Below are 25,037 nucleotides of genomic sequence, written 5' to 3'. Positions count from 1 at the left end.
GCGCGTGGGGATCGAACGGCGGCACCGGGGGTTACCGGTGGCGGTACCGGTACTGGCCCTGGTGGCGGCGACCGGCTGTGTGAGCACGCCCGGCGCCCCGGCGGAGCCGAGCGCCGCGCCGTCCCCGTCCGCGGCCCGGGTGTGCGCCGAGCCCGCAGCCGGCCCGGCGAAGCCGCCCGCGGGTGCGGTGCCGGTCGACCCCGCGGTGGTCGGAGACCTGGCCGCGAAGACCCGGAGCAGCCCCCCGGACACCGTCTTCTGGCTCCGGCCGGGCGAGCACCGGCTCGAACGGGGCCGCCACGCGCAGGTCGTCCCCAAGAGGGGGAACAGCTACCTCGGTGCGCCGGGCGCGGTGCTCGACGGCCGGAAGACCAACCAGTACGCGTTCGGCGGCAGCGCCCGCGACGTCACCATCCGGCACCTGACCGTGCAGGGCTTCGTCGCGCCGCACGACGAGGGCGTGGTCAACCACGACTCGGCCGACGGATGGGTGATCGAGCACGCCAGGATCCAGTACAACTCGGGCGCCGGACTGATGGCCGGCGCCCGCCAGCGGGTCCGCGCCAGCTGCCTGCGCGGCAACGGGCAGTACGGGATGAACGCCTACCAGGCGTCCGGCGATATCAGCGACCTGGTGGTCGAGGACAACGAGATCGCGGACAACAACCGGGACGACTGGGAGCGGCGGCGGCCCGGCTGCGGCTGCACCGGCGGCATCAAGTTCTGGGCCGTCGACGGCGCCGACATCCGCGGCAACTGGGTGCACGACAACCGCGGAGCCGGACTGTGGGCGGACACCAACAACAACGACTTCCGCATCGAGGACAACGTTCTGGAGGCCAACGACGGCGCCGCGCTGATCTACGAGGCCAGCTACAACGCGGTCGTCCGCAAGAACACCATCCGGCGCAACAACTGGGTCGAGGGCCGCAGATACGCCGACCGCGGGGACAGCTTCCCGTTCGCGACCGTCTACCTGTCCGAAGCCGGTGGCGAACCGCGGATCCCGGCCCGCACGGACCGGATGGAGATCTACCGCAACGTGCTGGAGAACAACTGGTCCGGGATCACCCTGTGGGAGAACGCCGACCGGTTCTGCAACAGCCCGGCCAACACCTCCACCGGCTCCTGCACACTGCTGGTGAAGGACACCGACCGCTGCACGCGCCCGGCGATCGCCGGCCCGCCGCTCTACAGCGACTGCCGGTGGAAGACCCAGCGCGTGGACATCCACGACAACCGCTTCGTGCTGGACACCTCCGTCGTCGAGTGCACCGCCAAGTGCGACCGCATGGGGCTGCTGGCCAACTACGGCACCTATCCGGACTGGTCGCCCTACCAGGGCGACCGGGTGGCCGAGGCGATCACCCGCAAGCAGCACAACCGCTGGCACGACAACGTCTACCTGGGACCGTGGAGCTTCGTCGCCCACGACCCGAGCCGGGTCCTGGACCCGGGCCAGTGGCAGGCCGCGCCCTACCGGCAGGACGCGGGCAGCACCTTCCGGCCCCTGGGCGGTGGGTGAGATGGGACAGCGCACACCGCGGGCCGTCGGAGTCGTCTGGGGACTGCTGATCCTCAACACGCTCGGCTCAGCCGGGGCGAAGACCATCGTCCCGCTGCCCCGCTCCCTCATCCAACTCGTCACCATGGGCGCGCTGGTGGCCGCGTTCGCGCTGGCACTCGTGCTCAATCCCCGGCTGCGCATCCGGCCCGGCGGCTGTCTGCTCCTGCTCACCCTGCTGCTGGTGCCGAGCGTGATCTCCAGCGCGCATCCGGAAGCCGGGCTCGGCGCACTGTTCCGCTGCACCCGGCTGGCCCTCTTCGTCAGCACCCTGTGGCTGCTCAGCCGCTGGTGGGACGGCAGTTCGACGTTCGTCAGACACCACATCCGGATGTATCTGGCGGTGCTCGGGTCGGTGGCCGCGGGCGCCCTCCTCTCGCCGGGCGCCGCCCTGCCCGACCTCTACGGCGGCCGGCTGGTCGGCGCACTGTGGCCGCTGACCCCGCCGCAGATCGGGCAGTACGCCGCCGTGATCATCGGCCTCACCGTGCTGCTCCTGCTGGGCCACCGGACCGACAGGGGCAGCGCGGCGGCGGTCATCGTCCCGTCGGCCGTTCTCCTCGCGCTGACCCACACCCGGACGGCCACCCTCGGCCTGTTCGCCGGGCTGGCGCTGGCGATCGGCTCGCTCGTCCTCACCAGCGCCGCGGCACGCCGGTTCTTCGTGTGGACCGTGCTGTGCGCCGCGGTGGCCGCCGTGGGATTCGGTCCCGCGCTGCGAGCATGGTTCCTGCGCGGGCAGAGCCAGGAGAACTTCACCAGCCTCACCGGCCGGGCCAAGGTCTGGGACGCCCTGCTGGCGGCCCCCCGCACGGCCGTCGAGCAGCTGTTCGGCGCGGGCCTGGGCGACAAGTCGTTCGGCGGGCTGCCGATCGACAACAGCTGGCTGGCCGTCTACCAGGAGCAGGGCCTGACCGGCATCGCCCTCGTGGCGGCGCTCTTCGTGGTACTGGGCGGCGGTGCGCTGCTGCGGCCCCCGTCGCTGTCCCGGGCCTGCGCGATCTTCCTGATCAGCTACTGCGCCATCGCCTCCTACACCGAGGCCGGGCTGGGCGACGCCTCGCCCTATCTGCTGCATCTGGCCGTCGCCGCCTCGCTGCTGGCCGCACCCGCCGAGGCCCCGGCCCTCCCGCCGCCCGCCGACTCCGGAGGCCGCGACGGGCCGCACGCCCTGAATCCGAACCGGGAGGTGACCTGAGCATGCATGTACTCGTGGTGCACAACCGCTACGCCTCGGCGCAGCCGAGCGGGGAGAACAAAGTCGTCGACCAGGAGGCGGGGCTGCTGCGCGCGGCCGGACACCGGGTCGGGGTCTTCGAGCGGCGCAGCGACGACATCGCCGCCCGCTCCCTGCCGGGCAAGGCCGCGGTGCCGCTGCTGGTCCCGTGGAACCCGCGGGTCCGCGCCGAACTCGCCGCCCGGCTCCGCGCCGAGCGGCCGGACGTGGTGCACGTCCACAACGTCTTCCCGCTGCTGTCGCCCGCCGTGCTGGCCGCCTGCGCCGACGCCGGCGTGCCCGCCGTCGCCACTCTGCACAACTACACCCAGGTCTGCCCGCCCGGCACGCTGCAGCGCGACGGGCGGCCGTGCGCGGAGTGCGTGGGCGCGGCACCCCTGCCCGCCGTCCGGCACGGCTGCTACCGCGGCTCCCGGCTGGCGACGGTGCCCCTCGCGGTCGGTCTGTCGGTCAACCGGCGGCGCTGGTGGTCCGGCGTCGAGCGGTTCCTGTGCATCTCCGCGGCGCAGCGCGACGTCCTGGTGCGGGCCGGCATGCCCCCCGGGCGGCTGGCGGTGAAGCACAACTTCGTGCCCGACCCGGGCGGCTGCCGGGCGGGCCCCGGCGAGCATCTGCTGTATCTCGGCCGGCTCGCGGAGGCCAAGGGCATCCGGCTGCTCATGGCCGCATGGGACCGGATCGCGTCGGCGGGCGGTGTGGGCGTACCGCTGGTGGTCGCCGGAACGGGGCCGCTGGAGGGCGAGGTGCGCGCCTGGGCGGCGGGCCGGGACGACGTGCGGTACGTGGGCCTGTACGACCCGGAGCAGTGCCGGCAGGCGGTCGTGCGGTCGGTCGCGGTGGTGGCTCCCTCGACCTGGCTGGAGGCGTTCGGCCTGGTGGTCGTGGAGGCCATGGCGGCGGGGGTGCCGGCGGTCGCCGCCGGGCACGGCGCCTTCGTCGAACTCGTCGAGGACGGGGTGAGCGGGCTGCTGCACCGGCCGGGGGACGCGGCTTCGCTCGCCTCCTGCATCCGCCGGATCGCGGACCGGCCGGCCCGCAACCGGGAGCTGGGCCGAGCGGCCCGGCACCGGTACGAGCAGCACTTCAGCCCGGCCGTCGGGCTGGAGCGCCTGGAGGAGGAGTACCGCACCGCGATCGCGGGTCGGTCAGCACCGGATCGCGCCGGGGACGGCCCGGCGCGCAGGGGGGATGGGGACAGCAGATGCAGATGACACGATGCCGGCTGTGCGGCGCGGAGGCGCTGGCGAGCGTCGTCGACCTCGGTGCGACGCCACCGTGCGAGAGCTTCCTGGCCGCGGACCAACTCGACCAGCCCGAGCCGACCTACCCGCTGCACCTGCGGGTGTGCACCGAGTGCCGGCTCGCGCAGATTCCGCCGCTGATCACGCCGGAGGACACGTTCACGCAGTACGCGTACTTCTCCTCCTTCTCGACGTCCTGGGTGGAGCACGCGCGCACGTTCGTCGCCGACGCCGTGCGCAAGCTCGCCCTCGACTCCGCGGAGAGGGACGCCTTCGTGGTCGAGGTCGCGAGCAACGACGGGTATCTGCTGCGCCACCTGGTCGACCGGGGGATCCGCTGCCTGGGCATCGAGCCGTCGGTGAACGTCGGCGTCGCGGCGCGGGACGCGGGCGTCCCGACCCGCACGGAGTTCCTGGACCCGGCCACCGGTTCGGCCGTCCGCGCCGAGCACGGAGCGGCGGACCTCGTCGTGGCGAACAACGTGTACGCGCACATCCCCGACGTCGTCGGGTTCACGCGAGGGCTGCGCTCCCTGGTCGCGGACGACGGCTGGGTCTCGATCGAGGTGCAGCACCTGCTGACCCTGATCGAGCACAACCAGTACGACACGATCTACCACGAGCACTTCCAGTACTACACGGTCGCTTCCGCGGCCCGGGCGCTGGCCACCGGCGGACTGGCGCTCGTGGACGTCGAACTGCTGCCCACGCACGGCGGCTCCATCCGGCTGTGGGCCCGGCCGACCGGCGCGGCAGGGGAGCCGACGCCGCGGGTGGCCGAGGTGCTGGACCGGGAGAAGGCCGCCGGACTGCACGAGCTGACCGGCTACACCGAGTTCTCCGCGCGGGTGGCGAAGGTACGCCGGGACCTGCTGCGGTTCCTGATCGAGGCGGCCGAGCGCGGTGAGACGGTCGTCGGCTACGGCGCCCCCGGCAAGGGCAACACCCTGCTCAACCACTGCGGCATCCGGCCCGACCTGCTCCCGTACACGGTCGACCGCAACCCCTACAAGCACGGCAGGTTCACCCCGGGCACCCGGATCCCGATCCTGCCGCCCGAGCAGATCGGCGCCGACCGGCCGGACTATGTGCTGGTCCTCCCCTGGAACCTGCGCACCGAACTGGTCGAGCAGCTGTCCTACGTGCACGCCTGGGGCGGCCGGCTGGTCTTTCCCATCCCGGAACTGAGCATCGTCGAGGTCACATCATGAAGGTCGTACTGTTCTGCGGCGGCTACGGGCTGCGGATGCGCAGCGGAGCCTCCGACGACATCCCCAAACCGATGGCGATGGTCGGCCCGCGGCCGCTGATCTGGCACGTCATGCGCTACTACGCGCACTACGGGCACACGGAGTTCATCCTGTGCCTCGGCTACGGGGCGCACCACATCAAGAACTTCTTCCTCACCTACGAGGAGACCACCTCCAACGACTTCGTACTGCGCAACGGGCGGACCGAACTGCTGTCCACCGACATCGCCGACTGGACGATCACATTCGCGCAGACCGGCATCGAATCGCCGATCGGGGAGCGGCTGCGCCGGGTGCGCGAGCACCTGGACGGCGACGAGATGTTCCTGGCCAACTACGCCGACGTGCTCACCGACGCCCCGCTGCCGCAGATGATCGAGCGCTTCAGCCGGCGCGACGCCGGTGCGTCGATGATGGTGGTGCCGCCGCAGTCCTCCTTCCACTGCGTGGACCTGGGCGAGGACGGGCTGGTCGGGGGCATCACCGCGGTGAGCGAACTGCCGCTGTGGGAGAACGGCGGCTACTTCGTGCTCCGCCGGGAGGTCTTCGACCACATACCGGAGAACGGCGACCTGGTCGCCGACGGATGCGCCGGACTGGCCAAGCAGGGCCGGCTGGTGGCGCACCAGCACCGCGGGTTCTGGAAGCCGACCGACACCGTCAAGGAACGGGCCGCGCTCGACGCCGCCTACGCCCGGGGCGACCGCCCGTGGGCCGTGTGGGAACGGGACGGTGCCGGAGCGGCCGCAGCCGCGCCCGGCAGCAGGCACGGCGCCGGAGTCGGCGCGTGATCCGGCTCGGCGCCGGGCGCCTGGAGCGGATCGCCGCGGTGGGCGCGCACTGCGACGACATCGCCATCGGAGTGGGCGGCACGCTGCTGGCGATGTGCCGGGCGCGGCCGGGCCTCCGCGTCGACGCGCTGGTGCTCTCCGGCGGGGGCGGCGAGCGGGAGGAGGAGGAACGGGCCGCGCTCGCCGCCTTCTGCCCGGGCGCCGAACTGCGCCTGACGGTGCTCAAGCTGCCCGACGGCCGGCTGCCGTCGCGCTGGGACGAGGCCAAGGCCGCGGTCGAGGAACTGCGTGCGGAGACCGACCCGGACCTCGTGCTGGCACCCCGGACCGACGACGCGCACCAGGACCACCGCTGCCTGGCGAAGCTGATGACCACCGCGTTCCGCGACCACCTCGTGCTCGGCTACGAGATCGTCAAGTGGGACGGCGACCTGGGGCGTCCGGCGGCCTACCAGCCGCTGTCGCCCGAAGAGGCCGAGGACAAGGTGCGGCTGCTGCAGGAGCACTACCCCTCACAGCGGCACCGGCCCTGGTACGACCGCGAAGTCTTCCTGGGCCTCGCGCGGATCCGCGGCGTCGAATGCCACGCGCGCTACGCCGAGGCGTTCGCCGTCACCAAACTCACTCTCGACCTGGGGGACTGAACCATGCGCGTGCTGCTGACCGGACACCAGGGCTACCTGGGCACGGTGATGGCCCCGCTCCTCGCCGACGCCGGGCACGACGTCGTCGGCCTCGACGCCGCCCTGTTCGCCGACTGCGTGCTGGGGCCGCCCCCCGCCGACCCGCCGGGGGCCGGGGGAGAGGTCGACCTGCGCGACATCACGGCCGCACACGTGGCCGGGTTCGACGCCGTGATCCACCTGGCCGCACTGTCCAACGACCCGCTGGGCGCGCTGGCGCCGGAGCTGACCTACGACATCAACCACCGCGCTTCGGTGCGGCTGGCCCGCCTGGCCCGCGAGGCCGGGGTGCGGCGCTTCCTGTACGCCTCGACCTGCTCGGTCTACGGTGCGGCCGGCGGCGGCGAACTGGTGGCCGAGGACGCCCCGCTGCGCCCGGTGACCCCCTACGCCGAGTCCAAGGTGCGGGTGGAGGACGACCTGCACGCGCTGGCCGACGGCGACTTCAGCCCGGTGTACATGCGCAACGCCACCGCCTTCGGCTACTCGCCCCGGCTGCGCGCCGACATCGTGCTGAACAACCTGGTGGGCCACGCGCTGCTGTCCGGCGAGGTGCTGGTGCTCTCCGACGGCACGCCCTGGCGCCCGCTCGTGCACGCCGCCGACATCGCACGGGCCTTCGCGGCGGCGCTGACCGCGCCGCGGGAGGCGGTGCACGACCGGGCCTTCAACATCGGCAGCGAGACCAACAACGTCACGGTCGCCGAGATCGCCGAGGAGGTCGCCGCCGCGGTGCCCGGCTCGCGGGTGGTCATCACCGGCGAGACCGGAGCCGACCCGCGGTCCTACCGGGTGGACTTCTCCCGGTTCCGCGCCGCGGTGCCCGGCTTCGAGTGCGCGTGGACGGTGAAGCGGGGCGCGCTCGAACTCGCCGACGCCTACCGGGAGCACGGCCTGACCCGGGAGGACTTCGAGCACCGTTTCACCCGGCTGGCGGTGCTGCGCGCCGCGTCCGAGGCCGGAGCCGTCGACGAGACCCTGCGGAGGCGCCGATGACCTCCGGCGACGAGATGTACGCCCTGGTGGAGCGGCTCTACCCGCTCTGCCGGAGCATCACCGGCGACGGCGTGCGCGCCACCCTGGAGATCGTCGGCGAGCACCTCCCGCTGCAGACGCACGAGGTGCCGACCGGCACCCGGGTGCTGGACTGGACGGTGCCGCAGGAGTGGAACATCCGGGAGGCGTACATCGCCGACAGCACCGGCCGCCGGGTCGTCGACTTCGCCGACTCCAGCCTGCACGTGCTCGGCTACAGCGTGCCGGTGTCGGCGACCATGCCGCTGGCCGAACTGCGCGCGCACCTGCACACCCTGCCCGACCACCCGTCCTGGGTGCCGTACCGCACCAGCTACTACGCGCCCGAATGGGGGTTCTGCCTGGCCCAGGACACCTTGGACGCGCTGCCGGACGGCCGGTACGAGGTGCGCATCGACTCCACGCTCGGCGACGGCCACCTCACCTACGCCGAGCACGTCGTCCCGGGGCAGGTCACCGACGAGGTGCTGGTCTCCTGCCACGTCTGCCATCCGTCGCTGGCCAACGACAACCTGGCCGGCGTCGCGGTGGCGACGTTCCTGGCCCGCGCGCTGGCGGAGCGCACGCCGTGGTACACCTACCGGTTCCTGTTCGCCCCCGGAACCATCGGCGCGATCACCTGGCTGGCCCGCAACGCGGACCGGGTGCAGGGACCGTCCCCGGCACGGGTGGAGCCGGGAGCCGGGGGACGGGTCGAGCACGGACTGGTGCTGGCCTGCGCGGGCGACCGGGGCGGACTGACGTACAAGCAGAGCAGGCGCGGGGACGCGGAGATCGACCGGGTGCTGCGGCACGTGCTGCGCGTCTCCGAACGCCCCCACCGGATCGCGGAGTTCACCCCCTACGGCTACGACGAGCGGCAGTTCTGCTCACCCGGATTCGACCTCGGCGTGGGCTCGCTCTGCCGGACCCCGTATGCCGGATACCCCGAATACCACACCTCGGCGGACAATCTGGACTTCGTCACCCCGGAGGCGATGGCCGACACGCTCGCCGTCTGCCGCGAGGCGTTCGCCGTGCTGGACCGCAACCGGCGCTACGTCAACCTCAGCCCCTACGGCGAACCGCAACTGGGCCGCCGCGGGCTGTACGAGTCGCTCGGCGGCCGCAGCGACGCCAAGCAGGCCCAGCTCGCCATGCTCTGGGTGCTCAACCTCTCGGACGGCGCGCACAGCTTGCTGGACGTCGCGGAGCGGTCCGGGCTGCCGTTCGACACCGTCGCCGGCGCGGCCGACGCCCTGCACGAGGCAGGGCTGATCAAGGCATGACGCCGATCGGCACCGACGGGGAGCGCACAGCGCCGTCGGCCCCGGCCGGGCGCTCCGGGCCGACCGCCCGGCGGGCCGTGGTCGGCCGGCTCTCCTGGGGGCTGGCCGACCAGGCGGCCTCCAGCATGACCAACTTCGCGGTGGGCGTCCACGTGGCGCGCTCGCTCGGGCTGGCCGCGTTCGGCGCGTTCAGCCTGGCCTGGGTCACTTACGGCGTGGTGCTCAGCGTCTCCCGCGGCGTGGCCACCGACCCGCTCGTGGTGCGCTTCAGCGGCGTGCCGCACGCCTCCTGGCGCGGCGCCGTGGCCCGTGCGTCGGGGACCGCGCTCGGTGTCGGTGCCGCCGTCGGCGCGGTGTGCCTGGCGCTCGGACCGGCGCTCGGCGGGCAGGTGGGGACCGCGTTCGCCTGCCTCGGCGTGCTGCTGCCGGGACTGCTGCTGCAGGACGCCTGGCGGTACGCGTTCTTCGCCGCGGGCACCGGCCGCAAAGCGTTCGTGAACGACCTCGTGTGGGGCCTCGCGCTCGTCCCCGCCATGGTCTGCGCGGCCCGCGTGGGCAGCGTCGCCGCCTTCGTGGTCGCCTGGGGCGCGTCCGCCGCGGTGGCCGCCGCCTACGGCTGCCTCCAGTCCGGCATCCTGCCCCGGCCCACCGGAGCGCGCGCGTGGCTGCGCGAGCATCGCGACCTCGGCTACCGGTATCTGGTCGAGAACACCTGCGTCAGCGGCGCGAGCCAGCTGCGGGCGTACGGGCTCGGCGTGATCGCCGGGGTCGGCGCCGTGGGGGTGATCCGGGGCGCCGAACTGCTGCTCGGCCCGTTCCTCGCCGTGCTGATGGGGCTCTCGCTGGTCACCGTCGCGGAGGCGGCACGGGTGCTGCGGCGGGCCCCGCACCGACTGGGCCCGTTCTGCCTCCTGCTGGGCGGCGGGCAGGCCGCCGCCGCGCTGCTGTGGGGCGGGGCGCTGCTGCTGCTGCCGGACCGGGCCGGTGCGCTGGTGCTCGGCGACATCTGGCATGCCGCGGCGGAGCTCATCGTGCCCGCCACGCTCGGCGTCGCGGGCGCCGGCCTCGGCACCGGTGCGGCCGCGGGGCTGCGTGCCCTCGCCGCGGCCCGGCGCAGTCTGCGCAGCCAGCTGTTCGCCTCCGCCTGCTATGCCGGCGGCGGGCTCGGCGGGGCGGCCGCGGCCGGCACCGTCGGCTCCGCCTGGGGCGTGGCCGCCGCGACCCTCCTGGGCTCGGCCGTGTGGTGGCTGCAGCTGCGGTCCGCCCTGCGCGAGCGCCACCACCACCCCATCCGTGAAGTGAGGACGCCATGAACGCGCATCCCCGGCTGAGCATCGGCCTGCCCGTGTACAACGGCGAGGAGTACCTCGCCGAGGCACTCGACGCGCTGCTCGGCCAGACCTACGAGGACTTCGAACTGGTCGTCTCCGACAACGCCTCGACCGACGGGACCGAGGACATCTGCCGCACGTACGCCGCGCAGGACTCACGCATCCGCTACCTGCGGCTGCCCCGGAACATCGGCGCCGCACCGAACCACAACCGGGTCTTCACCGAGTGCCGCGGCGAGCTGTTCAAGTGGGCCTCGCACGACGACCTCTACGCTCGTGACCTGCTGCGGCGCTGTGTGGAGGCGTTGGACGCACGGCCGGACGTGATCCTCGCGCACTCCGGCCAGGCGGTCGTCGACGGCGAAGGACAGTTGCAGGTTCCCTACGAGTACGGGCTCGCCACCGATTCGCCGCACGCGCCGGAGCGCTTCCGCAGCTTCCTGTTCGAGCCCGGGGGCGACGACTTCTACGGGGTGATGCGCGCCGACATGCTGCGCCGCGTGCAGCCGCACGACAGCTACCACCACGCGGACCGGACCTTCGTCGCCGAGATCGTCCTGCACGGGCCCTTCCACCAGGTGCCCGAACTCCTCTACTTCCGCCGCGACCACCCCGGCCGCGCCGAGCGCGCGAACCCCTCCAAGCGCTCCCGGTGCGTCAACCTGGACCCGCGCCGGGCGGGCCGGCTGCATCCGACGCCCCGGCTGCTGGCCGAGTACGTCGGGGGCTTCGCCTCCGCCATCCGACGGGCGCCGCTGTCCGCGGCCGACCGGCGCGCCTGCTACCGGCACCTGGCCGTGTGGCTGGCCAGCCGGGTGCGGCCGGGCGCCGGCGAGCGGGTCGAGGACCGCGCCCCGGTCGGGACGGCCGGGCTCACCGTCTCCGTCGACGACCTCGTCGCAGGCCGAGAGGGGCGACGGACATGACGACTCCGCCACGTGTGGGGCTGTTCGGACTGCTCGGCTCCGGCAACCTGGGCAACGACGGATCGCTGGAGGCCGTGCTCGGCTACCTGCGCACCGAGCACCCGGAGGCGGTTGTGGACGCGCTGTGCGGCGGGCCCGAGGCCGTCGCCGCCCGGTACGGGATTCCCGCGACGCGGCTGCACTGGTACCGCGGGGAGTACCGGACCGCGTCCCGGGCGGGCTCGATCGTGGGCAAGGGAGTGGGCAAGCTCCTCGACGCCGTCCGCACGGCCGCCTGGGTGCGCCGGCACGACGTGGTGATCGTGCCCGGCATGGGCGTTCTGGAGGCCACGCTGCCGCTGCGGCCGTGGGGCTTCCCCTACGCGCTGTTCCTGCTCTGCGCCTCCGGCCGGCTGTTCGGCACCAGGGTCGCGCTGGTCGGTGTCGGCGCCGCCGCCATCGGCGACCGGGCGACCCGGGCCCTGGTGCGCTGCTCCGCGCGGCTGGCCGCCTACCGGTCCTACCGGGACGGCCTGTCCCGGGACGCGATGCGGGAGATGGGCGTGGACACGGCGCGCGACGCGGTGCACCCGGACCTCGCGTTCGCCCTGCCCGCACCACCGGTGGCCGGCCGCGACCCCGGCCCGCCCGGCCTGGTCTGCGTCGGCGTCATGGACTTCCACGGCGGCAACGACGACCGCGCCCGTGCCGAGCAGATCCACCGCCGCTACCTCGAGGGAACAACCCGGTTCGTCCGCGCGCTGGTCGCGGAGGGCAGACCGGTCCGGCTGCTCACCGGCGACGGGTGCGACGCCCGGGTGGTCGACGCGATCCGCGCAGCGGTGGACTCGCCGCTGGTCGACGCAGCGGAGGCGACCTCGCTGGCCGAGCTGACGGCGGAGGCCGCGGCCGCCGACACCGTGGTGGCGACCCGGTACCACAACCTGGTCTGCGCCCTGAAGGCCGGCACCCCGGCCCTCGCCCTCAGCTATGCGGCCAAGAGCGACGCGCTCATGGCCCGGATGGGGCTGGGCGCGTACTGCCATCCGGCCCGCGAGGTCGACGCCGACCGGCTGCTGGAGCAGTTCCGCGCGCTCGAGCAGCGATCGGCCGGGCTGCGCCGGACCCTCGCCGCACGCAACCGGCTCGTGGCCCGGCAACTCCAGGACCAGTTCGGCGCCTTGACGGCCGCTCTGTTCCCGGCGAACGACCACCCGCACCCCCGCACCCGGCAGGAGACCCCATGAAGGCGACCCCCGTCCCGGCGATCGCCGGCGCGTACCTGTTCGAGCCGACGCCGCACACCGACGAACGCGGCTTCTTCTGCCGCACCTTCGACGCCGATGTGATCCGCTCGGTGGGCCTCGACCCGGACGCCTTCGTCCAGGACAGCGTGTCCCGCTCGGTGCGGGGCGTGCTGCGCGGCCTGCACCTGCGCTCCGGCGACGGCGAGGCGAAGCTGGTGCGGTGCTCGAACGGGCAGATCTTCGACGTCGTCGTGGACCTGCGGCCGCACTCGCCCACCCACCGCAACGTGGCCTCCTTCGAGCTCTCGGGCGAGACGCAGACGACGCTGTACATCCCGGCGGGATGCGCGCACGGCTTCCAGGCGCTGACCGACACCGCCGACACCTGCTACCGGATCGACCGCCCGCACGATCCCGCACAGGACGTCACGATCGCCTTCGACGACCCGGAGCTCGCCATCGGCTGGCCGCTGCCGGTCACCTCGATGTCCCGGCGGGACCGGGAGGCGCCCGGTCTCGCCGAGGCCCTGAAGCACCTGGAGAGGTGAAGTGAGCATGGAGAGCGAAGAGTTCCTCCTCCCCAGGTCGCGGGCGGCGAACGAGCGGCTGCACGCCCTGATCCCCGGCGGTGCGCACACCTACGCCAAGGGCGACGACCAGTACCCCGCCGACCTCGCCCCGGTCATCAGCCACGGTCGCGGTGCCCACGTGTGGGACCTGGACGGCAACCGCTACATCGAGTACGGCTCCGGCCTGCGCTCGGTCAGCCTCGGTCACGCACATCCGCGCGTACTGGAGGCGGTGCGGCGGGAACTCGACCGCGGAAGCAACTTCGTCCGGCCGTCCGTCGTGGAGATCGCAGCGGCGGAGCGCTTCCTGGCCGCGGTGCCGACCGCCGAGATGGTGAAGTTCGCGAAGAACGGCTCCGACGCCACCACGGCCGCGGTGCGCCTCGCCCGCGCCGCCACCGGGCGCGAGCGGGTGGCCCTCTGCGGCGACCATCCGTTCTTCTCGGTCGACGACTGGTTCATCGGCACCACGCCGATGGCCGCCGGGGTGCCGGCGGCCACCACCGAACTCACCCTGACCTTCCCCTACGGTGACCTGGCCGCCACCCAGGAGCTGCTCACCCGCCACCGGGGCGAGGTCGCCTGCCTGGTCCTCGAACCCGCGGCCCACACCGAGCCCCCGCCCGGATACCTCGCCGGGCTGCGCGAGCTGGCCGACCGGCACGGCTGCGTACTGGTCTTCGACGAGATGATCACCGGTTTCCGCTGGTCGGAGGCGGGCGCCCAGGGCCTGTACGGCGTGGTCCCCGACCTCTCCACGTTCGGCAAGGCGCTGGGCAACGGGTTCGCCGTCTCGGCGCTGGCCGGGCGCCGCGAGCTGATGGAGCGGGGCGGACTGCGGCACCCCGGCGACCGCGTCTTCCTGCTGTCGACCACGCACGGTGCGGAGACGCACGCCCTGTCCGCCGCACAGGCCGTGTTCACCACCTACGTCGAGGAAGGCATCACCGCGCGGCTGCACGCCCTCGGCGCGCGGCTGGCCGCCGGTGTCCGCGAGGCCGCCGCGAGCGCGGGCGTCGGCGACCACCTCGTCCTGCGGGGCCGGGCCAGCAACCTGGTGTTCGCCACCCTGGACGAGAACCGGCAGCCCTCGCAGCGGTACCGCACCCTCTTCCTGCGCCACCTGCTCGCGGGCGGAGTGCTGGCCCCGTCGTTCGTGGTGAGCAGCGCACTCGAGGAGGCCGACATCGACCGCACCGTCGAGGTGGTGTCCGGGGCCTGCGCGGTGTACCGGAAGGCGCTCGACGCCGCCGACCCCACACCGTGGCTGGGCGGGCGGCCCGTGCGGCCCGTGTTCCGCCGTTCGGCCTGACGCGACGTCAGCGCCGCGCCGGCCGCCCGGACGGGACCGGGCGGCCGGCCCGGCGGTCGGCCGCCCGGTCGATCAGCCGGGCGGTCGCCGGTGTCACCGCCAGCGCGGTGCACCAGCCGCCGAGGGCGTCGGTCGGATAGTGCGCACCCAGGGCGACCTGAGCCCAGCCCATGGCGGCACCGCCGGCCAGCGCCGCGGTGAACACCAGGAGCGGACCGGCCGCCTTGCCCAGACCGAGCCGGCCGGCCGCAGGCAGCGCCACGGCCAGGACCAGTGCGGTGGCGAAGGCGGTGTGCCCGCTCGGATAGGACAGATGCCCGCCGTTGATGGTGCGTCCCACCAGCGGCTTGAGCAGCGTCGTCGCCCCCACGGCCAGCCCCGCGCCGACCACCGTGAGCACCGCCGCCCGAAACCACCGGACCAGCAGGCAGCCCGTCACCGCGGCCGCGACCAGCGTCGCCGCCCCCGCGGGCTCTCCCAGGAAGTCCGTGGCCACGGCGAGCTGCCGCCACGGCGGCCCCGCCCCCTCGAACGCCGCCCGGATCCGCGCCTCCGCCCTGCCGGGTCCGCTGTGCCCGGCATACCGGATGCCGAGCACGGTGACCATCAGGGCGGCGAGAGCCGCGGCCGGCCCGAACGAGGCGCGCAGCGGGGGAGTCAGCAGCGCCGGCGCCGCCCGCCCGGTCACCCGCCCACCGCGCTCGGCCGGTCCGCGGCGGCGACCTGCCGGTCCGCCGGCCCGCCCGGCCCGGCACCGTGCCTCTCCGCGCGGCGGCATCCGGACCCCGTCCGCAGCGCCCACCGCCGCGCGCCGGCACGGTCCGGACCGTCGGCCTCCGCGGCCCGTGCGGCCGGGCCGAGCACGACTGCGGACCCCTCGGACCCGTACCGCGCCGGGCCGACTCCCGAGCCCGTTCCGTCCGGCTGATGCACCGTCGCCCCCACACCCTGTCGGTCCGGTCGTGGTGCCCGGCCCCTCGCCTCCGGCCTCACCGGCCCGGCCTCTCCCTCGGCGCCCGCACCCGCTCCGCGGAAACCCGCCCCCGGCCGGCCCGCCGCCGCATGCCTCTCCCGGCCCGCGCCCCGCCGGACGCGCACCCGTCCACTCGCGCGGCTCATGCTGCCCGGGGCACCCGGGGCCGGCCGCCGGGTATCACCCTAACGAGCAACGCGGCGGCGGCAACCAGGCACCGCCAGGCCCCTGGTCAACAGCACTCCCATCAGGGGGCGTTGTGTGTCAACGGTTACAGACGCTGTGTGCAGTTGTTCCTTCTGCGCTGTCAGACCCCCGCGGGATAGTGCTCCGGACCGAGCCCGATCGTCTGAGAGGCACGCATGGCTCTGCCCCTGACAGAACCCGTCAACCGCACCATCCTGCTGCTGGACATCGAGGATTTCAGCCGACGGGACGATGTGGCGCAGGCTTGCCTGCGCCGGGAACTGCACAACGTTGTCGAGGACACCCTGGCCGAGGCGGGTGTCGAGCGGAACATGCAGTACCGCGAGGATCGCGGAGACGGCCTGATCGTGCTGGTCAGCGCCGACATTCCGAAGACCGCACTGCTCAGGGCTCTGCTGACGAGTACTCCCGATGCGCTGTGCCAGTACAACCGGCTGGCATCGAGCAGTGCGCAGATGCGCCTGCGGATGGTGCTGGCTGCGGGAGAGGTCGCTCTGGATCCGAAGCACGGCACGGTCGGCGGACTCGTCGGCCACGACCTCAACCAATCGTGCCGACTACTCGACGCCGACGTTCTGCGCGAAGCGCTCGCGAAGCAGGAAACAGACTGTGTGCTGGGGGTGTCACCCTCCGTCTATGAGGGCGTGGTGCGCCACGGGCACCGCGGATTGCGCCCGGAGCAGTTCCACCACGCCGCGGTCGCCGTGAAGAAAGACCGGCTCGACCTGTGGTTGCACGGTCCAATGCTGTCAGCCGCCCCTGTTCCCGTCCTGGGAGCTGCGTCTCCGGAAAGCAGTGACGTCACTGCGTCGGGTGCCGCTGGCGGACAGGCTCCGACTGCTTCTGCCGCAGCGCCCACCGACCGGGGGGTGGCCGTCACGTTCAGCGGCGCGAATGCGTCCTTCGGCGGCAGCCAGGTCCTCGGTGACCAGACGGGGGTCAGCGGAGGCCGGGTCATCGGCGATGTGGTTCTGGGGAGCGTCCGGCGCGAGGGCCGGAGCGGGCAGTCATGAGCGAGCACGCCGGGGACAGGAGGGGAGAGCGGCCGCAGGCCGACGGCGACTTGCAGGCCGACGGGTCCGAGCAGAATGGCGAGGAGAACGTCGAGGCGGCCGACGACCGCCCGCAGGATCCCTGGGCCGCACGGCGCGAGTTGTACGAGCACGTACCGAAGGCGGTGAGCGGCAGCCTGGTCGGAGGTGCTCAGACCGGGGTCAGCGGAGGCAGCGTCACAGGCGACGTTGTCCTGGGCACGAAGGTTGAGCACCACTACCGGTTCGGCGCCGCCACGCACACCTCCGGGAACATCCCGCCCGAGGAGATCGACCAGCTGGCTGAGGTGTTCGCCGGCTACGAGGAACTCGTACACCCCCTCCGCGGCCGGCTGCGCGAGGAGCGGGTCCTCGTGCTGTCCGGTGCCCCTTTCTCCGGCCGTCGAAGCGCAGGCCTGATGCTGCTGCGTGCCCTCGGGGCCGTGCCCGTACGCGCCGTCGACCCCAACACACGGCCGACTGCCATCAAGGACGAACTGAACGGCGATTCACTTGGCTACCTCATCAGCGACCTGGTGACGAACAGGGAGAACCCGCTCCGCGACATCGACCTGTGGGCCGTGCGGGAAACGCTCCGCGAGAAGGACGCGTATCTGGTCATCACCGTCGACCTGTTCGCCTCCCTGCAAGGTGTGTCCGCCATCGAATGGCAACCGCCGTCACCCCAGGCTGTGCTCCGCTCGCATCTGCATGCCCGGGTGCAGGACTCGCGCAAGGAGTCGGAACTGCTTGCTCTGCGACCTTCCCGGGAGTTCCTCGGCAAGGAAGGACACCAACTGCGGGAGGCGGCGGCGTTCGCGAAGGTCCTCAGCGCACACGTGGAGGGTGCCGTGACGCCGGAGCAACTCGCCGAGGTCGGCACGGGGCTGGTCCGGGAACAGGTCCAGGAGTGGTTCGGGGACGAGGAGACCCAGCTCAGGGACAAGGCGTTCCTCATCTCCCTCGCGGCGTTCGACGAGGCCGCCTATGCGCTGACCGCAGAGCTGAGCGACGCGCTGTTCGCCCAGTTCCAGCGAACCGAGGACGCCGGACGCGAGCCGCGGGTCGGTATCTTCGGCACGTCCATCACGAAGCGCCTGCGTCTGGCCCGTGCCATCGAGTACTGGCAGAAGGAGCACACCGAGTGGGGTCCGGTGCAGCAACGTATGGCCCGTTTCCAGGAGCCCAGAACTGCCGGCGAGGTCCTGCGGGAGGTCTGGACGAGTCACCCCTCCGCGCGGCCCGCTCTTCTCGAGTGGCTCCGGCGGCTCGCCCAGGACGGACGGCCGTTGGTGCGTGCTCGCGCGGCGGTGACTGCCGCGGTACTCGCCCAGGCCGATCTACCGTCGGCCATGGCGCTGCTGATCGAGGACTGGGCGAAATCGAGGCGCTACCGCGACTGCCTCGTCGCAGCCAATGCTCTCGCGATGGCACACGCCGTCGATGCGCCCAACATTCCGCAGATCCTGCGCTCCTGGTGCGAGGAGGGGGCCGAGGCGAGGCATCGATGGACAGCCATCCGGGCCTATGCGCTGGTGGGTTCGAGGATGCCCGACGAGGCGCTGAGGGCGCTGGCCGAAGCTGCTCGCACCGGGGAGGAGGAGCAGGAGGCGGAGCACATCGCCGAGTCGGCCGCACTGTTGCTGAGCGACGAGTCGGCGCCGGTGCGCAGCCGGGTGCTGCGGGGGCTGCTCGAACTTCTCGGAGACGGAGGGTCGGGCCGTCGGCTGGCGCTCCACGCTTTCGTCATGGCGTGCACACGCGGCGACAGCAGAATGCTGCTGCGATGGTACGCCGAGGCCACCTCGGCGGCCACGGACGGAGACTTGGGCGGCGCGGACGCGGATCGGCTGTTGTTGTTGTGGCGGACTGCCTTGAGTGACCTGCGCTACACCACCGACGCGTTGAAGGCACTCGCGGGTTGGGTCAGGGAAGCGGCAGCCGATCCGCGGGCCGAAGAAGAACTGGCGACGCTGCTTCCTGCTCTCGTCGGCTCCGCCGAGGACCGCAAGCGCCTCGCGCACATGCTCGAGACGCTGCGCGACGGATGCCGAGGCCCCGTCCCCGCCGTCGCCGAGCGTCTGATGTCGGTGGTCTGAGACACCGCGTTCCCCTCCGCGGCTGCGGGAACGAAGCCGCGGATCACCATCGAGTGAGGAGACGAACGATGACGGACCTGCGCCGCGCACCCGACTGGGACCAAGGAGCCGACCGGCACACCGAGCTGGCCGACCCGGTGCTGATCGTGCGTCAGCTGTCCCGGTACGACCACCGCAGGGGGTACAGCAGAATCGACAACGCGCTGGTCTTCACCACGGACAAAGGCGGGTTCGATGTCTATCTGCCACCCCACCGGCCGAGGCGCTCGTTGTTCACTGCCAGCCCGTACACCGCCGTCTACGAAGTCGACACGGGGGTGCACACCTTCACCACGTCGCTGTCACTGCCGAGTGAGAACGACGCTTTCGACTTCACCGCCGAAGTGGAACTCACCTGGCAGGTCTCCGGGCCTCAGCAGCTCGTGGCCAGCGGAGAGCGGGATGTGCCCGCCTTCCTGAAACGCAGGCTGCAGCGGCTGATGTACCCGGTGAGCCGCGGCTACCCGATCGACCGGAGTGGTGAGGCCGAGTCCGCGGTGTGCCGAGTGATCGCGAGGGCGGGCGAGCTGGGAGAAGACGTCGGGTTGCGCACTTCGTGCGCGACGCGAGTCAGGCCGGACGCCGCCGCCGTTGCCCACCAGCAGGAACTGCGCCGCATGCGGTACGCCGACACCCAGATGGGCCTGTCGCACGACATGGCGATGCGGGAGGACCGGAGCAGGGCGGAGCGGAACAAGGAACTGGCGCGGTACGAGCACGAACTGGTCATGATCGATGGGCGCCACCAGGAGGAGGCCAGGGAACTGGAGACGGCCAAGATCAGCTGCTACGAGTCCTACCTGCAGCAGGGTGGCGTGGCGATGTGGGCGCTGCACCTGGCGCAGCACCCGGAGGACTCCCGTCTCGTGATGGAGAACCTGCGCAAGGACCAACTGGACCTGATCCGCAACCAGTCCGAGGCCGCACTGCGGGTGTTGAAGGAAGGCACCCCCGAGGACTACCAGCGGGCCGGTCTGAACAAGCAGGCCGTGGGGATCGTGGAGCAACTCCTCGCCCGCAACCTGCCGGACGCCGTTCCAGCACCCTTCGCACCGGATCCGCTGTCCTGGTCCGGGTCCGCCGAGAGCCGCCTGCCTCCTCGTGAGCAGGCAGGCGGACCCCCGGCCTCCGACGCTGAGGGGGAGCGATGAGCACCGGTCGCACCGGAACCGGCACCAGCGGCGAGGGGACTCGTCTGCTTGCGCAATTACGATCCGAGACTGCATATGCGGACAACAAGGCGTCGCTGCTGCTGGGCGTCATGAGCATGACCATGACTCTGCTCGGCGGCCTGCTCACAGCCTGCGGAGGACCGCTGTCGCGGCTTTCGAATGCCGGGAGCGGGCTGTCGTGGGCTGCCATGGCCGCTCTGGCCGGAGCACTGGGGTGCCTGCTCCTCGCCGTCCTGCCCCGGTACGGCACCAGCCGGTGGTCGCCCGGACGGCCCTTGACCTACTTCGACGACATCCGTCGGGCCACGGAGCACGGTCGGCTGGCCGAGGCGCTCGCCGTCACCGAATCGCACCAAGCCGACGGCGTGCTCGACGCCCTCGCCCAGAACAGCCGCATCGTCGGAGCCAAACACCGATGGATCCGCAGAGGTCTGGGTGCCTACTGCGCAGGAGTCACGCTCTTGGCTCTCGCGCAGTTCGTCGGCTGAACAACCCGCGCCGGGCCGTACCCCCACCTCGCCATCTGAGACCGTCTGTCCAGACAGGAAGATTCCATGACCACTCCTCCCGATCCTGCCCGCTCCGGATGCGCTCCCCGACCCGCTGCTGTGCCGTACTCCGCTTCCTCGGGCGCTGCGCCCCAGGGACCCCACCACGCGACCCGGACGATGCCGCCCCTGCCGTCATACCCCGGCAACCCCAGACCGGCCGGGGACCAGTCAACAGGCGGCCCCGAAGCCCGGTTGGTTCCCGGGGACAGCGGGCGCGCGCCGCACGAGGACCTCCGTCGCCGTGGACGTGTGCACCTCGCCAAGTGGCAGCGGGGTATCGATGCCACCGCTGTGGGGCAACTCCTGCTGTGCCTGCCCTCGTCACTCGCGAGCCTGGGGATCGTGGCGGTGCTCTCCACTGCCCTGCTGCCTGCGATGGAGTGGGCGGGAATCCTCATGTGGGTCGCCTCGGGTGCCATGGCGTTCCACCGTCCCACCGAACGGGCCGTGGCCCGCCATCTGCTGAAGCTCCGCCACCCGACACCGCGCGAACGGACCCGGCTCGAGCCGCTGTGGCGGGAAGTGAGCGCTCGGGCCGGTGTCGAGGGTCGCGCCTACGAGCTGTGGATCGAGGACAGTGATCATCTCAACGCCCTGGCAGCGGCGGGGCATATCGTGGGGGTCACCCGCTTCTCGCTGAACCATCTCGCGGACGATCAGATGGCCGCCGTTCTCGCTCATGAGCTCGGTCACCATGTGCGCGGTCACGCGTGGTCCTCGCTTCTGGGGCAGTGGTATGCGCTTCCGGGACGCCTCGCATGGTCGGCTGTGCGGAGACTCGTCCGGCTGGTCGCCCTGCTCCGTCCGGGGCGCACGGGCTGTGCGGCGGCAGCGCTTCTCCTCGTGGTGGGCATCTGCCTGGCGTTGATCGTGCTGTCCTTCTGGTTCATTGCTCTGGCGCTGGTCGTCGCCCCCTATCTGCTGGCCGCGGTGGCGCGGCGAGCCGAACTACGGGCCGATCGCCACGCGGCGGCGGCCGGGTTCGGTCCGCCGCTCGCCGAAGTGCTGCACATGATGCACACAGCGGAAGCGGCCAGCGAACGGGCGACAGCTCCGGCTCTGTCCGGCTGCGGCCGGACCGCTGCAGCGGACAAGGGGACCTCGGCACACAGTCGTGAGCAGAGCTTTTCGGGACGGCTCCTGTCCTCCCATCCTGATTACTTCACCCGTCTGCATCACCTTGCGCCGTACCTGAACGGGCGCTGAGGCAGCACCGTGTGGTGCGCGGGACCGGGCAACGGTGGCCCCGGCGTGGCCACAGGGCTGAGCCACGTGTCCTAGGCTGGGGCCCCGGAGTGCGGGGAAGGCTTCGCCGGAGGAGAGTGGAGCCGCCTGGCCTTGGGGGATTGCTGGTGGACACCGACGGTTCGACCGGTTCCGTACCGCAACGGCGGCAATCGGAGAGTGATTCCGCGATTCCCGGAGCGGCGGTGCCGTCTCGGGCAGGCAGGCTGGATGACCAAGTCCCGTTCCTCGCCCGTCTGGAAACCCGGGAGCGGGTCGCGCTGCTGGAGCTGGGTCGGCCCATGACGTACGGACCGCAGTCGGTGCTGGTGCACCAGGACGAACCGTCCACCCACGTAGTGATCATTCTCGGGGGATGGACGAAGGTAACCCACTCCGCTGCCAACGGATACGAGGCTCTGCTCGCACTGCGAGGGCCGGGCGATGTGGTCGGTGAGGCATCCGCGGTCAGTGGCCGTCCGCGCTCGGCGACGGTCGCCGCACTCGGACAGGTCGAGGCTGTCACGATCGATCGTGGTGGATTCCTCACTCATCTTGCAGAATTCCCCACCACGGCGCTTCACCTGTTGACCCTGATCGGGGACCGGACCAGGGCTAGTGACCGGCGGCGCGTGGAGCAGGGAGCACTCGGGGTGCGTGAGCGGTTGGCACTTCTGCTGCTTGAGCTGTCGAGAACCCACGGGGTGCAGGAAGCGGAGGGAGTCCGTCTGACCGCCGGGCTGAGCCAGCACGAGTTGGCAGGCGCCGTCGGAGCCTCCCGTGAGGCCGTGGCCAGGCTGCTCAAGAGCTTGCGGGAACGGGACATCGTCCGCACCAGCCGCAGAGGACTGGTCCTTGTCCGCCCTGACCGGCTGCGTCGGATGGGAGGGGGCGAAGAGTAGCCGCCCACGCGCCGCACCGACGTGCTCCGGGCGGCGGGGTGCGTCCGCCGCCCGGACCACGTGCCGGGCCCGCTCGGTCAGGCGCGCGGTGTCCGGGAGGGGCGTCCCGTACCTCGGGCGAGGGCGTAGCCGCCCAGGGTGCCGAGGGCGGCCAGGACGCCTCCCGCTACGGTCCAGATCCAGCGGTCGGACCAGCGGCCGGAGGACCAGCCGTCCTCCGGCTCGACGGCTGCCGGGGCCTGCCGCGCGTCGGGGCTCGCGCTCTCCTCGCCGTCCTCAGCGTCCTCGCCGTTTTGGCCGTCTCCCGCGGAGACTCCCGGGGTCAGGGGAGTGGACAGGGACCCGTCCACCGCGTGGGCGCCGCCGGCGTCCTTGGTGACGGCCTCGACCTTCGCCCGGATCGGCAGGCCCAGATCCTTCTCGGGGGCGTCCCCGGCGGTCAGCCGCAGGTAGTAGCTGCCCGGCAGCGGGTGCGCCGACCACGGATCGGTCAGCGAACGCACCGGACGCAGGGTGCAGGACAGCTCGACCGACGCGGTGTCCCCGGTGGCCACCCTGCTCTGCATGCCGTACATGCAGGGCTGCCGACGGCGCAGTCCGTCGTACACGTCGATCCGCCAGGTCGAGTCGCCGTGCCGGGCGGACTGCTCGGGCAGCTCGACCTCGGCCTTGAAGGTGGCGCGCTGCCCGGTGTCGAGGGGGAAGACCCAGTACAGGTAGTCGCCGCTGGACGCGTTCGCGGTGGCCGAGCGGCCCGGTGGGACTGCTGCGGCGTCCCGGAAGCCGGTACCGGCCCGGGTCGGCCCGGACTTGCCGTCCTCGGCGTCCGGCGAGGCGCTGTCCGCCGCCGCGCCGGCCGTTCCCGCGAACAGTGCCGCGCAGGCCAGCGCCGCGGTTGCCAGGGTGCGGATGATACGCATCAGTTGCCCCTCCTGACGGGGTTGCGCCAGCGGGAGAGCCAGCCCCACAGCAGGCCGGCCAGCAGGCCGGAGAGCGTGAGGACGCCGAGCATCCACCAGCCGCGGCCCAGGCCGAAGGAGGCGACGTCGGCCGCCTCGTGCGGGCCCTCCACCAGGTCGACGGTCAGCTCCAGGGGCAGTCCGGGCTCGGTCTTGACCGAGGCGGGCGCCGAGAAGGAGTTGCTGACCTGGAGGCACACGGTTTCCGCAGGCGCCTCGTCCTCGTCGGCGGGTGCCTTGGGATAGCGCAGGCCGGTGGATATCAGGTCGGTCCGCCCGTCGCCCGCCTCCGAACCGCGGACGATCTCCCGGCCGTGGACCGTGACGGCGCGGAGCAGGACGCCGTAGTCGTTGTGGACGGCCCGGTCGGCCCCGATGCTCACCGAGGCGCGCAACTCCTTGCCGGGCGGGACCTCGACCCGGTAGAAGCGGTGCTGACCGAACTTCTCGCGGTCGGTGTACAGGCCCGGGCGCAGCTTCGGCGCCTGGGAGCATGTCCGGGCCCCTTCGGCCGGCTGGGGGACGGCGACGGGCTCGGCCGTGCGGTCGACCAACTGGTTCACCCGGTCGGTGAGTTCCTCGGTGTGCCGGACGGAGGTGTAGGTGCCTCCGGTGGCCTCCGCGATGCAGCTGAGCTGCTCACGGGTCTTGGCGTCGGGGACCAGGCCGAGCGTGTCCACGGTCAGGTTGATGCCCTTCGCGGCGATCTCTCGCGCCACCACGCAGGGGTCGAGCGGTGCGCAGGTGTCCTCGCCGTCGGTGATGAGGACGATGCGGCGGGAACCCTCGCCGCCCTCCAGGTCGTCGGCCGCCGCGCGCAGCGCCGGGCCGATGGGCGTCCAGCCGGTGGGCGCCAGCGTTGCCACGGAGGTCTTGGCCTCGGTGCGGTCCAGCGGGCCGACCCGGTAGAGCTGGTGGGTGTCCTTGCAGCCTTCCTTCCGGTCGTCCCCGCGGTAGCGGGCACCCAGCGTCCGGATGCCGAGCTGGACTTCGTCCGGCACCGCGTCGATGACTTCGTTGAATGCCTGCTTGGCCGCGGACATCCGGGATCTGCCGTCGATGTCGCGTTTCCGCATGGAACCGCTGACGTCGAGCGTCAACTCGACTTTGGGGGCGTCCTCGTCCGACGCGGGCTCCGCGCTCGCGGTGCCGGTCGGGAGGAGCCCGAGGGGCAGGGCCATGAGCAGGGCGCAGGCCCCGGTCACAAGCCGTCTTCTGGTGATCATCGCCAGATCGTATTGAGGATCCGGAGGTGATCCAAAACGCCTGCGGACAGCGGTGACGAGAGGCCGTGCGGGGGCCGTTGGCGCTCTCCGCGCCCGTCCGCCGGATCTCGGTGCGGTCGCCGGCCCGGTGCTCTCTGCAGGATTTCCGGAATCCGGCAGGGCGCGCGCTCGCTCGGAGGCCGACGTCCCGGCCGGGGGACGGTTTTGCGCGCCGTGTCACG

Annotated in this window: 22 protein-coding genes; 19 read left to right on the top strand and 3 right to left on the bottom strand. The window is 72.4% G+C overall.

Annotated elements, in window-relative coordinates; translation table 11 throughout:
• Window positions 1-4: 4 nt before the first annotated feature.
• From A949_RS0126385 to A949_RS0126325, 13 genes are read left to right on the top strand one after another with little or no spacing between them, the layout of a single operon-like run.
• Entirely contained in the window at window positions 5-1,525 is a 1,521-nt protein-coding gene (locus A949_RS0126385) for a right-handed parallel beta-helix repeat-containing protein (protein ID WP_026005053.1), read from the top strand.
• 1 nt (window position 1,526) lies between these two features.
• Window positions 1,527-2,762, top strand: coding sequence for a hypothetical protein (locus A949_RS0126380; RefSeq protein ID WP_051019646.1), 1,236 nt, complete (start codon window positions 1,527-1,529; stop codon window positions 2,760-2,762).
• A gap of 2 nt (window positions 2,763-2,764) precedes the next feature.
• Window positions 2,765-4,012 (top strand): glycosyltransferase, encoded by a 1,248-nt coding sequence (locus tag A949_RS0126375; RefSeq protein ID WP_019359051.1) that lies wholly within the window; start codon window positions 2,765-2,767, stop codon window positions 4,010-4,012.
• Entirely contained in the window at window positions 4,009-5,253 is a 1,245-nt protein-coding gene (locus tag A949_RS0126370; RefSeq protein ID WP_026005052.1) for a class I SAM-dependent methyltransferase, read from the top strand. The genes A949_RS0126375 and A949_RS0126370 overlap by 4 nt, the downstream gene beginning before the upstream one ends.
• The gene (locus tag A949_RS0126365; RefSeq protein WP_019359049.1) at window positions 5,250-6,083 is read left to right on the top strand and encodes a glucose-1-phosphate cytidylyltransferase; all 834 of its coding nucleotides are present in this window, start codon (window positions 5,250-5,252) and stop codon (window positions 6,081-6,083) included. Before A949_RS0126370 ends, A949_RS0126365 begins: the two co-directional genes overlap by 4 nt.
• Window positions 6,080-6,727 carry a PIG-L deacetylase family protein gene (locus A949_RS0126360; RefSeq protein ID WP_019359048.1) on the top strand — a complete coding sequence of 216 codons (648 nt, stop codon included), beginning with the start codon at window positions 6,080-6,082 and terminating at the stop codon, window positions 6,725-6,727. Before A949_RS0126365 ends, A949_RS0126360 begins: the two co-directional genes overlap by 4 nt.
• Window positions 6,728-6,730: 3 nt before the next feature.
• Window positions 6,731-7,762 carry an NAD-dependent epimerase/dehydratase family protein gene (locus tag A949_RS0126355; protein ID WP_019359047.1) on the top strand — a complete coding sequence of 344 codons (1,032 nt, stop codon included), beginning with the start codon at window positions 6,731-6,733 and terminating at the stop codon, window positions 7,760-7,762.
• Window positions 7,759-9,069 carry a DUF4910 domain-containing protein gene (locus A949_RS0126350; protein ID WP_019359046.1) on the top strand — a complete coding sequence of 437 codons (1,311 nt, stop codon included), beginning with the start codon at window positions 7,759-7,761 and terminating at the stop codon, window positions 9,067-9,069. Before A949_RS0126355 ends, A949_RS0126350 begins: the two co-directional genes overlap by 4 nt.
• Window positions 9,066-10,382, top strand: coding sequence for a membrane protein (locus tag A949_RS0126345; protein WP_019359045.1), 1,317 nt, complete (start codon window positions 9,066-9,068; stop codon window positions 10,380-10,382). Before A949_RS0126350 ends, A949_RS0126345 begins: the two co-directional genes overlap by 4 nt.
• Window positions 10,379-11,326 carry a glycosyltransferase family 2 protein gene (locus A949_RS0126340; protein WP_019359044.1) on the top strand — a complete coding sequence of 316 codons (948 nt, stop codon included), beginning with the start codon at window positions 10,379-10,381 and terminating at the stop codon, window positions 11,324-11,326. Before A949_RS0126345 ends, A949_RS0126340 begins: the two co-directional genes overlap by 4 nt.
• Complete coding sequence (locus A949_RS0126335; protein WP_026005051.1) at window positions 11,323-12,552, top strand: polysaccharide pyruvyl transferase family protein; 1,230 nt, start codon at window positions 11,323-11,325, stop codon at window positions 12,550-12,552. Before A949_RS0126340 ends, A949_RS0126335 begins: the two co-directional genes overlap by 4 nt.
• A complete protein-coding gene (gene rfbC / locus A949_RS0126330; protein WP_019359042.1) occupies window positions 12,549-13,100 on the top strand; it encodes a dTDP-4-dehydrorhamnose 3,5-epimerase in 552 nt (183 codons plus the stop codon). The genes A949_RS0126335 and rfbC overlap by 4 nt, the downstream gene beginning before the upstream one ends.
• A 7-nt stretch (window positions 13,101-13,107) precedes the next feature.
• The gene (locus A949_RS0126325) at window positions 13,108-14,433 is read left to right on the top strand and encodes a glutamate-1-semialdehyde 2,1-aminomutase (protein WP_019359041.1); all 1,326 of its coding nucleotides are present in this window, start codon (window positions 13,108-13,110) and stop codon (window positions 14,431-14,433) included.
• Window positions 14,434-14,440: 7 nt separating this feature from the next.
• Here A949_RS0126325 and A949_RS0126320 read toward each other — a convergent pair whose 3' ends face one another.
• Window positions 14,441-15,121: a phosphatase PAP2 family protein gene (locus A949_RS0126320; protein ID WP_019359040.1), complete on the bottom strand. Its 681-nt coding sequence runs from the start codon at window positions 15,119-15,121 to the stop codon at window positions 14,441-14,443.
• A 647-nt stretch (window positions 15,122-15,768) separates the two neighbouring features.
• Here A949_RS0126320 and A949_RS0126310 point away from each other — a divergent pair.
• From A949_RS0126310 to A949_RS0126285, 6 genes are all read left to right on the top strand, one after another.
• Complete coding sequence (locus A949_RS0126310; protein WP_019359038.1) at window positions 15,769-16,626, top strand: hypothetical protein; 858 nt, start codon at window positions 15,769-15,771, stop codon at window positions 16,624-16,626.
• The gene (locus A949_RS0126305) at window positions 16,623-18,743 is read left to right on the top strand and encodes a hypothetical protein (RefSeq protein ID WP_019359037.1); all 2,121 of its coding nucleotides are present in this window, start codon (window positions 16,623-16,625) and stop codon (window positions 18,741-18,743) included. The genes A949_RS0126310 and A949_RS0126305 overlap by 4 nt, the downstream gene beginning before the upstream one ends.
• Before the next feature lie 68 nt (window positions 18,744-18,811).
• Window positions 18,812-19,933, top strand: coding sequence for a hypothetical protein (locus tag A949_RS0126300; RefSeq protein WP_019359036.1), 1,122 nt, complete (start codon window positions 18,812-18,814; stop codon window positions 19,931-19,933).
• Entirely contained in the window at window positions 19,930-20,442 is a 513-nt protein-coding gene (locus tag A949_RS34665) for a Pycsar system effector family protein (protein ID WP_051019645.1), read from the top strand. Before A949_RS0126300 ends, A949_RS34665 begins: the two co-directional genes overlap by 4 nt.
• A 180-nt stretch (window positions 20,443-20,622) precedes the next feature.
• Window positions 20,623-21,711, top strand: a complete 1,089-nt coding sequence (locus A949_RS0126290) for a M48 family metalloprotease (RefSeq protein ID WP_078565537.1) — start codon at window positions 20,623-20,625, stop codon at window positions 21,709-21,711.
• 224 nt (window positions 21,712-21,935) lie between these two features.
• A complete protein-coding gene (locus A949_RS0126285) occupies window positions 21,936-22,631 on the top strand; it encodes a Crp/Fnr family transcriptional regulator (RefSeq protein WP_019359033.1) in 696 nt (231 codons plus the stop codon).
• 77 nt (window positions 22,632-22,708) lie between these two features.
• On the opposite strand, the gene A949_RS0126280 is transcribed toward A949_RS0126285, so the two are convergent.
• Together A949_RS0126280 and A949_RS0126275 are read right to left on the bottom strand one after the other, a co-directional pair.
• Window positions 22,709-23,551 carry a hypothetical protein gene (locus tag A949_RS0126280; protein WP_019359032.1) on the bottom strand — a complete coding sequence of 281 codons (843 nt, stop codon included), beginning with the start codon at window positions 23,549-23,551 and terminating at the stop codon, window positions 22,709-22,711.
• Window positions 23,551-24,816, bottom strand: coding sequence for a VWA domain-containing protein (locus tag A949_RS0126275; RefSeq protein WP_026005050.1), 1,266 nt, complete (start codon window positions 24,814-24,816; stop codon window positions 23,551-23,553). Before A949_RS0126275 ends, A949_RS0126280 begins: the two co-directional genes overlap by 1 nt.
• Window positions 24,817-25,037: the final 221 nt, after the last annotated feature.

The sequence above is a fragment of the Streptomyces sp. AA1529 genome (assembly GCF_000280905.1).
Classification (GTDB): domain Bacteria; phylum Actinomycetota; class Actinomycetes; order Streptomycetales; family Streptomycetaceae; genus Streptomyces.
The sequence above is the reverse complement of the archived record's forward strand: the minus strand, read 5'-3'. Positions and strand labels throughout refer to the sequence as shown.